The sequence below is a fragment of the Bradyrhizobium sp. Arg816 genome (assembly GCF_029989365.1).
Taxonomy (GTDB): Bacteria; Pseudomonadota; Alphaproteobacteria; order Rhizobiales; family Xanthobacteraceae; genus Bradyrhizobium.
The window spans coordinates 415,407-423,598 of sequence record NZ_JAPRAQ010000006.1; the positions used below are offsets into that span (position 1 = coordinate 415,407).

The 8,192-nt window shown below is 62.8% G+C and carries 10 protein-coding genes; 7 read left to right on the top strand and 3 right to left on the bottom strand.

Going from position 1 to position 8,192, the window contains the following annotated elements; genetic code table 11:
* Positions 1-5 precede the first annotated feature (5 nt).
* The 4 genes from OWC48_RS18315 (at position 6) to OWC48_RS18330 (ending at position 2,972) form a co-directional block, all read left to right on the top strand.
* A complete protein-coding gene (locus tag OWC48_RS18315; protein ID WP_014494248.1) occupies positions 6-413 on the top strand; it encodes a carboxymuconolactone decarboxylase family protein in 408 nt (135 codons plus the stop codon).
* A gap of 114 nt (positions 414-527) precedes the next feature.
* Positions 528-1,286 carry a proteasome-type protease gene (locus OWC48_RS18320; RefSeq protein WP_028150003.1) on the top strand — a complete coding sequence of 253 codons (759 nt, stop codon included), beginning with the start codon at positions 528-530 and terminating at the stop codon, positions 1,284-1,286.
* A 33-nt stretch (positions 1,287-1,319) separates the two neighbouring features.
* Positions 1,320-2,078, top strand: a complete 759-nt coding sequence (locus OWC48_RS18325; protein WP_028150002.1) for an SDR family oxidoreductase — start codon at positions 1,320-1,322, stop codon at positions 2,076-2,078.
* A gap of 282 nt (positions 2,079-2,360) precedes the next feature.
* Entirely contained in the window at positions 2,361-2,972 is a 612-nt protein-coding gene (locus tag OWC48_RS18330; RefSeq protein ID WP_282521215.1) for a hypothetical protein, read from the top strand.
* Positions 2,973-3,047: 75 nt separating this feature from the next.
* On the opposite strand, the gene OWC48_RS18335 is transcribed toward OWC48_RS18330, so the two are convergent.
* On the bottom strand, positions 3,048-4,286 hold the full coding sequence (locus tag OWC48_RS18335; RefSeq protein ID WP_282521216.1) for an MFS transporter: 1,239 nt from the start codon (positions 4,284-4,286) through the stop codon (positions 3,048-3,050).
* A gap of 159 nt (positions 4,287-4,445) precedes the next feature.
* Here OWC48_RS18335 and OWC48_RS18340 point away from each other — a divergent pair, with 159 nt between their 5' ends.
* Complete coding sequence (locus OWC48_RS18340; RefSeq protein WP_282521217.1) at positions 4,446-5,696, top strand: NupC/NupG family nucleoside CNT transporter; 1,251 nt, start codon at positions 4,446-4,448, stop codon at positions 5,694-5,696.
* Positions 5,697-5,833: 137 nt separating this feature from the next.
* Here OWC48_RS18340 and OWC48_RS18345 read toward each other — a convergent pair whose 3' ends face one another.
* A complete protein-coding gene (locus OWC48_RS18345) occupies positions 5,834-6,373 on the bottom strand; it encodes a cupin domain-containing protein (protein WP_071912540.1) in 540 nt (179 codons plus the stop codon).
* Between the two features lie 160 nt (positions 6,374-6,533).
* On the bottom strand, positions 6,534-6,821 hold the full coding sequence (locus tag OWC48_RS18350; RefSeq protein ID WP_014494242.1) for an usg protein: 288 nt from the start codon (positions 6,819-6,821) through the stop codon (positions 6,534-6,536).
* Between the two features lie 378 nt (positions 6,822-7,199).
* On the opposite strand from OWC48_RS18350, the gene OWC48_RS18355 reads away from it, so the two are divergent.
* Both OWC48_RS18355 and OWC48_RS18360 read left to right on the top strand, forming a co-directional pair.
* Complete coding sequence (locus OWC48_RS18355) at positions 7,200-7,514, top strand: co-chaperone GroES (RefSeq protein WP_008139213.1); 315 nt, start codon at positions 7,200-7,202, stop codon at positions 7,512-7,514.
* A gap of 44 nt (positions 7,515-7,558) precedes the next feature.
* Positions 7,559-8,192: TCP-1/cpn60 chaperonin family protein (locus OWC48_RS18360; protein ID WP_282521218.1), on the top strand; the 634-nt coding region annotated here is incomplete at its 3' end.

The following is an 8,192-nucleotide window of genomic DNA, read 5'->3' on the forward strand; positions in this document are numbered from 1 at the left end:
ATCCCATGGCGACCGTAAAGCTGCTTTCGGACGATGAGCTCTCAGCCGAGGCGCGCGCCGTTTTCGACGATATCCGCAAGGTGCGGAAATCGGACTTCGTCAACAATTTCTGGCGCGCGCTCGCGCATGATCCGAAGACGCTGCGGCGGACCTGGGAGAGCATCAAGGAGGTGATGGCCCCGGGTGCGCTCGATCCCAAGATCAAGGAGATGCTCTATGTCGCGGTCTCGATCGCGCACGGCTGCAGCTACTGCATCCATTCGCACACCGCGGGCGCACGGGCCAAGGGCATGACCGAGGCCGAATACGGCGAGATGCTCGCCATCGTCGGCATGGCCGCGGAGACCAACCGGCTGGTCACGGCGCTCGGCGTCCCCGTCGATGCGGCGTTTCTCGTCGATGCTGCGGACTGAGCGGCAGAGATAGCCGTTTCGCCGGAGAATGCCGGCCTCCCCCGGGGAATCGGGGGTTTCATGCCTCCCCGAAATTGGCTAGTAATTCCGCGCAAACGCGTTCGGGGACTGGAAATGACCTATTGTTGCGGAATCCTGGTTCGGGACGGTCTGGTGATGATCGCCGACACCCGCACCAATGCCGGGCTCGACAATGTCTCGACCTTCCGCAAGCTCCACATCTTCTCGAAACCCGGCGACCGCATCATGGCGATCGCCAGCGCCGGTAACCTCGCCATCAGCCAGTCGGTGCTGTCGACGCTGACCGAAGGCCTGGAGGACCCCACCACGGGCGAGGTCGAGACGCTGATGAACGCACCGACCATGTTCCAGGCCGCCCAGCGCATCGGCCGGGCGATCCGGGCGGTGCACGCGACCGAAGGACCGGCGCTGCGATCCGAAGACGTTTCCTTCGACGTCTCCTTCCTGTTCGGCGGCCAGATCAAGGGCGCGCGCATGCGCCTGTTCATGGTCTACACCGCCGGCAATTTCATCGAGTGCACCACGGACACGCCCTACCTGCAGATCGGCGAGCACAAATACGGCAAGCCGGTGCTCGACCGCGCCATGCATTACGACGTCGAGCTCTACGAGGCGCTCAAGACCGGCCTGATCTCGATGGACTCGACCATGCGCTCCAATCTCGGCGTCGGTCTTCCGATCGACGTGCTGGTGGTGCGCGCGGATGCCTGCGATGCCGATCTCAACCACCGCATCGAGGCGGGCGAGCCCTATTTCCACGACCTCCGCTCGCGCTGGTCGGCGGCCTTGCGCGCGGCGCATCAGAACATTCCGCGGCCGCCCTACAAGAACGAAAAAGAACCAAAAACCTGACAGCCAACTTGAAGAGAGAAAAGGCAGGAAACGATGAGTGAAGCAAACAAGATCGCAGTGGTGACGGGCGCCGGCACCGGTGTCGGGCGCGCGGCGTCGCTGGCGCTGATGAACATCGGCTTCACCGTGGTGCTGGTCGGGCGCCGGCTCGACATGCTCGAGGAGACCGCGAAGCTCGGCCCTGCAGGCAAGAGCCTGTGCGTCACCGCCGACATGACCAAGCCGGACTCCATTGCCGCGCTGTTCGACAAGGTGAAGGCGACCTACGGCCGGCTCGACGTGCTGTTCAACAATGCCGGCATGGGCGCGCCGGCGGTGAACTTCGAGGATCTCAGCCTCGAGCAGTGGCAGGCGGTGGTGAACACCAACCTCACCGGCCCGTTCCTGTGCACCCAGCACGCCTTCCGCATCATGAAGGACCAGAGCCCGCGCGGCGGCCGCATCATCAACAACGGCTCGATCTCGGCGCACGCGCCGCGTCCGTTCTCGGCGGCCTATACCTCGACCAAGCACGCCATCACGGGCCTCACCAAGGCCTCCAACCTCGACGGCCGCATGTACGACATCGCGGTCGGCCAGGTCGACATCGGCAATGCCGCGACGCCCATGACCGATCGCATGGTCAACGGCCCCGGCGTGCTGCAGCCCGACGGCACCACCAAGCACGAGCCGCGCATGGACGCCAAGGCGGTCGGCGACGCCGTCGCCTACATGGCCGGCCTGCCGCTCGATGCCAACGTGCTGACCATGACCGTCATGGCCACCAAGATGCCGTTCGTCGGACGGGGCTGAAGACCTCTCCCTCTCCTCGCTTGCGGGGAGAGGGCCTGACTCAAAAAACTGAAAAACAACCCCATGCACAGTAGGCGTCAAGGCGCCGCGAAGTCTCCCCGCAAGCGGGGTGAGACGGAATAAGTCCTGGCCCGGCCTCGACAATCGTCCTTACACGCGCGCAGAGGCGGGAAAGGGCGAGAAAGCATGTCACAATCCCGAACTAAGGTATGAGCCATCTGGGGTAGAGCCACAATCCCGGCCATTGCCCGGCGGCTCCGCAAATCGTTCGGAACGGTACAAATGGGTTTGGACATATATCATCTTCACATCGACGATGACGTCACTGATTTTCCTGTCATCATCGACGTCGAGCAGGCTCAACTTCAAAAGATCGTTCAATTCAGTCGCAAGAAAACAAATCAGTATATCGACTTTGAGCGGCTTCTTTCCGATCACGGATTCTCCGCGCAAGATTACTATCAAGCCCTTCATCAACGGGAGCTGTCGGGGATCGGAAAATTCTCCGACAGCTTTTATTTCTGCCCCACGGGCGAATCGGATCCGATGAACCCGACCCAGACGGGTCTATACTTTACCGACAAGAGAAGCTTTTTCGCGCCGAAGCCGCAACTGCCGCCAAATGTCTTGAAGAGATTGAAGGCCTTCAAGATCAAGCAGTATCCGATGGTCGATCGATTGGAGGATGTCGTCTACACCAAACAGATCGGGTATCAAAGAAACGCCGTCGCTGACGCCTTTTTCAATGAATTCCTCCCGGACGGGATGTTCGTTGAAAAATCGTACGCGCAGAGAATATTCGAATTAACGATCGCTGAGGCACAGCAGGATTTCCGAACCAGCTTTCTCGACAACTGGGACGACCAACGCAGTCTCGTCGTGGTCTCCTGGTGAGAGACCACGCCTCCACGGCAAGATTCTGGATTGCTTCGCTGCGCTCGCAATGACGGGAGGGAGAGAGCGGAGCCCCTACTCCAAGCTCTCCACCTGCCGCAGGCTCGGAAACAGCTTCATCCACAGCAGCGCCACCGCGACCGTGCAGACGCCGCCGAGCACGGCCGCAGGCATCGCGCCGAGCAGCGCGGCTGCTACTCCGCTCTCGAACTGGCCGAGCTGGTTGGAGGCGTTGATGAAGAGAAAGTTCACCGCGCCGACGCGGCCGCGCATCTCGTCGGGGGTTGAGAGCTGCACCAGCGAGAAGCGGATCACGACGCTGATCGTGTCTGCCGCGCCGAGAATGGCCAGCGACAGCACCGACAGCCACATCCACGACGACAGCGCGAACACGACCGTGGCGACGCCGAACACGATCACGGCCTGGAACATGCGCAGGCCCACATGCCGCGAGATGGCGTGACGCGCCAGCACCATGGTCATCAGCAGCGCGCCGACCGCGGGCGCGGCGCGCAAGATCCCGAGCCCCATCGGGCCGGTCTGGAGGATGTCGCGGGCATAGATCGGCAACAGCGCGGTGACGCCGCCGAACAGCACCGCGAACAGATCGAGCGAGATGGTGCCGAGGATCGCCGGGTTACTGCGGATGAAGCGGACGCCGGCGAAGATATTGTCGGCGTCCGTCCCCTCCTTGGAGACCGCCTGCGGGCGCGGCCGGATGAAGCCGGTCAAAATCATCCCGAGAATCCAGAACAGCAGCATCACGGCATAGGCGAGGTGCGGCGCGACCGCGTAGGCAAAGCCGCCGAGCGCCGGACCCGTGATGGTCGCGACCTGCCCCGCGCCGCTCGCGACTGCAGTTGCGCGCTGGAGCGATCCCTGCGGCGCGATCAGCGGCAAGAGAGCCGCGGTGGTCGGGCTCTCGAAGGCGCCGGCAATGCCGAGCACGAAGGTCGCGATGAATATCTGCACCTCGCTGACCAGGCCGAGATAGGTGATGATTGCGAGATAGAGCGCGGTCGCGGCTTCCACGAGCTGGCAGAGCTGAACCACGCGCTTGCGCTCGAAACGGTCGGCGGCATGGCCGGCGACGAACACCAGAAGCGCGGTGGGCAGGAACTGCACGAGGCCGACCATGCCGAGGTCGAAGGCCGAGCCGGTGAGATCATAAATCTGCCAGCCGATCGCGACCGCCGCGATCTGGCTGGAAAAGCGCGACAGGCTGCGCGAGAGCAGGAAGAACAGGAAGGCGCGGTGGGCGAGAAGTGCGCGGGCGGTGACCGGCGGATTCGAGGATATCGGCTGCTCTGTCATCGCCTCTTGGGTCACGCTTGGACCGTCCGCCCCCTGATTTCGACCTGCCCCGCGTGGCTGACGCAGGCCTGCTTGTCAACAGCGAGCGGCTTCGGCGGCCTTCCGGCATTGCGTTTGCAACGCACGCGCGGCCATAATCATTGAGGGTTTGGGGACATCATGCTTCGGCTGCAATCGGCACTCGGCGTTTTCGCATTGCTATTGATCGCTTGGGTGCTGAGCGAGAATCGCCGCGCGGCCTCGGCTCGCCAAGCAGCGATCGGGCTTGTCGCAACCTTCGTCACCGCGGTCGTGCTCCTAAAGGTGCCCGTCGTCGCGCGCGCCTTCGGCGCCATCAACGACGCGGTCGGCGCGATCTCCGCGGCCTCGCGCGCCGGCTCCTCCTTCGTGTTCGGCTATGTCGGGGGCGGTCCCCTGCCCTTCGATCTGAAGGTGCCGGGCGCCGATTTCATCCTGGCGTTCCAGGCGCTGCCGATCGTGCTGGTCATGAGCGTGCTGACGACGCTCTTGTTCTACTGGCGCGTGCTGCCGCCAATCGTGCGCGGCATGGCCTGGCTGCTGGAGCGGACGCTGGGCGTCGGTGGCGCGGTCGGGCTCTCGACCGCGGCCAACATCTTCCTCGGCATGGTCGAGGCACCGCTGTTCGTGCGGCCGTATCTGGCGCAGATGACGCGCAGCGAATTGTTCCTGGTGATGACCGGCGGCATGGCCGGCATCGCCGGCACGGTGCTGGTGCTCTACGCGACGCTGCTGGCGCCGCTCATTCCCGATGCCGCCGCCCATTTCGTGATCGCCTCCGTGCTGGGTGCGCCGGCCGCGATCCTCGTCAGCCTGATCATGGTGCCGGAGACTTCAGACAAGCGCACCGGCGGCGCGCTGGAGGATCCTGACATGGATGTCTCCGGCCCGATGGATGCAATCGTGAAGGGGACGAGCGCGGGGATCGAACTGCTGATCAACATCGTCGCCATGCTGCTGGTGCTGGTGGCGCTGGTCTATCTCGTCAATGCCATCCTCGGCCTGCTGCCTAATATCGGCGGCGGCGCGATCTCGCTGCAACGGCTGCTCGGCCTCGTGATGGCGCCGGTGTGCTGGCTGATGGGATTGCCCTGGGACCAGGCGGTGACCGCCGGCAGCCTGATGGGCACCAAGACCGTGCTCAACGAACTGATCGCCTATGTCGACTTCTCGAAACTGCCGCCCGATACGCTCGATCCGCGCTCGCGCCTGATCATGCTCTACGCAATGTGCGGCTTCGCCAATTTCGCCAGCCTCGGCATCATGATCGGCGGCTTAGGGGTGATGGCGCCGGAGCGGCGCGAGGAGATCAACGCGCTCGGGCTGAAATCGATCGTGTCGGGAACGCTGACGACGTGCCTGATGGGCGCTGTGGTGGGGGTGTTGAGCTGAGTGGCCGTAGCCCGGATGGAGCGCAGCGCAATCCGGGACAGTATCTCCGTCGCAGACAGTCGCCCCGGATTTCGCTTCGCTCCATCCGGGCTACAGGAGAGCCGTCATTGCGGGCAATGACGGCGGAAAGAGCGAGGCTACGCCTTCAACTCCACCGTCCTGAACTCCGCCGGCAGGATCACCTCCAGCAGCTCCACGTCATCCGAATAATCCAGGATCATGTGCTTGATCTTCGGCGGCTGGGTCCAGGCGCTGCCTTCCTTCATCAAGGTCTCGCCCTGACCGTCCATGTAGGTCTTCACCCAGCCCTTGAGCACGTAGACCATCTGGAATTCGACGTCGTGGAAGTGCAGCTTCGACACCTCGTTCGGATCGCAGGGTCCTTGCAGGCGGATCACGTGGGCTTGCGCGAGGCCGTGACTGGCTTCGGCGATGCCGAGGTCGCGGTACTTGGCGTAGGCGCGCAGGCCATCGGCCTTGAAGTCTTCCTCGCGGTGATGGCTGATGGCGATGCGCTGCTTGGGACGCGCGGGCTTTTTCGGAGCGGCCTTCGCCGGTGTCGTGCGCGCCTTTGCCTTCACCGCCTTGCGCGCCGAGGATCGTGCCACGGCCTTGGCTCCGCTCCGCTTCTTCACCGCGGCCTGGGCCGCGCTGCGCGATTTTGTTTTCTTGGCCATGGGCCGCCTCCCTGTTGTTATGGGCGGAGGCTAGCACAGAACGAGATATCGTAGGGTGGGCAAAGCGAAAGCGTGCCCACCATTGCCAGATGCAATCGTGGAGAGATGGTAGGCACGGCGCGAGCGCGCCTTTGCCCACTCTACGATGCCGGCGCGCTGTTCAATGCAGCCGGAACACGCCATCCACGGCGCGCAGCTCGGCCGGCTTGATCAGCTTGGAATGCGCGACGGTCACCGAATGGAGCGGACCGTCGAGCTTCTCCTGCCAGAACGCCAGGAAATCCTTCAGCGCCGGAAATTTCGGAAACATGTCGTAGTTCTGCCAGACGTAGGTCTGGAGAAGCGAGGGATGATCGGGCATCCGATAGAGAATTTGCGCCGTCGTCAGCCCGTAACCCAAAAGCTGTTTCCGGAAATCTTCGGAAACGCCCCCACTCCGCAAGCCCATGCCAACCTCCTTTGCAGGAGCGCATTCAAGGGGCGGCTTGGTCGGTGTGCGCCTTACGAGCCACCCGGTACTGATGCGCTCACATGAGAGAAATGTGACGCAAACTGACAATCCATCTCAAGCCCAAAAGTTTAACAAGCTGTTGAAATTCAATGCTTTAGCAGCAGAGACGGCTCCGTGCTAATACGGTCACCGGGCGGGTTAACGATGGTAAAGAGATTCTGGCACCCGGGCCTTCAGAGTGCCGAATTTTCTGCTAGAAGCCCTTGCCCCCGCAAAATTCCTGTCCTATTTCAGCCTCGCCTGTGCTAGCACTCGCTGGCACAGACTGCTAACGCCAAAAAATTCCCATACCGTGCAACTACTTAGGAGGACTGCATGAAATTCCGTCCGCTTCACGACCGCGTCGTGGTCAAGCGTATCGACGCAGAAGAGAAGACCGCCGGCGGCATCATCATTCCCGACACTGCCAAGGAAAAGCCCTCGCAGGGCGAAGTCGTCGCCGTCGGCCCCGGTGGCCGCGACGAAGCTGGCAAGCTGATCCCGATCGACCTGAAGGTCGGCGACCGCGTGCTGTTCGGCAAGTGGTCCGGCACTGAAGTCAAGATCGACAACGTCGACCTGCTGATCATGAAGGAAAGCGACATCATGGGCGTCCTCGACGTCCCCGCTTCCAAGAAGAAGGCGGCCTAAGAGCCCCCTCTCCCCACCAGCTAAACACCTAAGGAAAAATCCAGATGTCAGCTAAAGAAGTCAAATTCGGCGTCGATGCACGCGACAAGATGCTGCGTGGCGTCGACATCCTCGCCAACGCCGTCAAGGTGACGCTCGGCCCCAAGGGCCGCAACGTCGTCCTCGACAAGTCGTTCGGCGCTCCCCGCATCACCAAGGACGGCGTCACCGTCGCCAAGGAGATCGAGCTCGACGACAAGTTCGAGAACATGGGCGCACAGATGGTGCGCGAAGTCGCTTCGAAGTCCGCGGACGCGGCCGGCGACGGCACCACCACCGCAACCGTGCTCGCGGCTGCGATCGTTCGTGAAGGCGCAAAGTCGGTTGCCGCCGGCATGAACCCGATGGACCTGAAGCGTGGTATCGACCTGGCCGTGGAAGCCGTGGTCGCCGACCTCGTCAAGAACTCCAAGAAGGTCACCTCGAACGACGAGATCGCCCAGGTCGGCACCATCTCGGCCAACGGCGATGCGGAGATCGGCAAGTTCCTCTCCGACGCCATGAAGAAGGTAGGCAACGAGGGTGTCATCACCGTCGAGGAAGCCAAGTCGCTCGAGACCGAGCTCGACGTCGTCGAGGGCATGCAGTTCGACCGCGGCTACATCTCGCCCTACTTCGTCACCAACGCCGACAAGATGC

What these genes read in the sequence shown, in the direction of transcription:
- OWC48_RS18315 (WP_014494248.1), top strand. Translation starts at nt 6, where the DNA reads ATGGCGACCGTAAAGCTGCTTTCGGACGATGAGCTCTCAGCCGAGGCG.
- OWC48_RS18320 (WP_028150003.1), top strand. Translation starts at nt 528, where the DNA reads ATGACCTATTGTTGCGGAATCCTGGTTCGGGACGGTCTGGTGATGATC.
- OWC48_RS18325 (WP_028150002.1), top strand. Translation starts at nt 1,320, where the DNA reads ATGAGTGAAGCAAACAAGATCGCAGTGGTGACGGGCGCCGGCACCGGT.
- OWC48_RS18330 (WP_282521215.1), top strand. Translation starts at nt 2,361, where the DNA reads ATGGGTTTGGACATATATCATCTTCACATCGACGATGACGTCACTGAT.
- OWC48_RS18335 (WP_282521216.1), bottom strand. Translation starts at nt 4,286, where the DNA reads ATGACAGAGCAGCCGATATCCTCGAATCCGCCGGTCACCGCCCGCGCA.
- OWC48_RS18340 (WP_282521217.1), top strand. Translation starts at nt 4,446, where the DNA reads ATGCTTCGGCTGCAATCGGCACTCGGCGTTTTCGCATTGCTATTGATC.
- OWC48_RS18345 (WP_071912540.1), bottom strand. Translation starts at nt 6,373, where the DNA reads ATGGCCAAGAAAACAAAATCGCGCAGCGCGGCCCAGGCCGCGGTGAAG.
- OWC48_RS18350 (WP_014494242.1), bottom strand. Translation starts at nt 6,821, where the DNA reads ATGGGCTTGCGGAGTGGGGGCGTTTCCGAAGATTTCCGGAAACAGCTT.
- OWC48_RS18355 (WP_008139213.1), top strand. Translation starts at nt 7,200, where the DNA reads ATGAAATTCCGTCCGCTTCACGACCGCGTCGTGGTCAAGCGTATCGAC.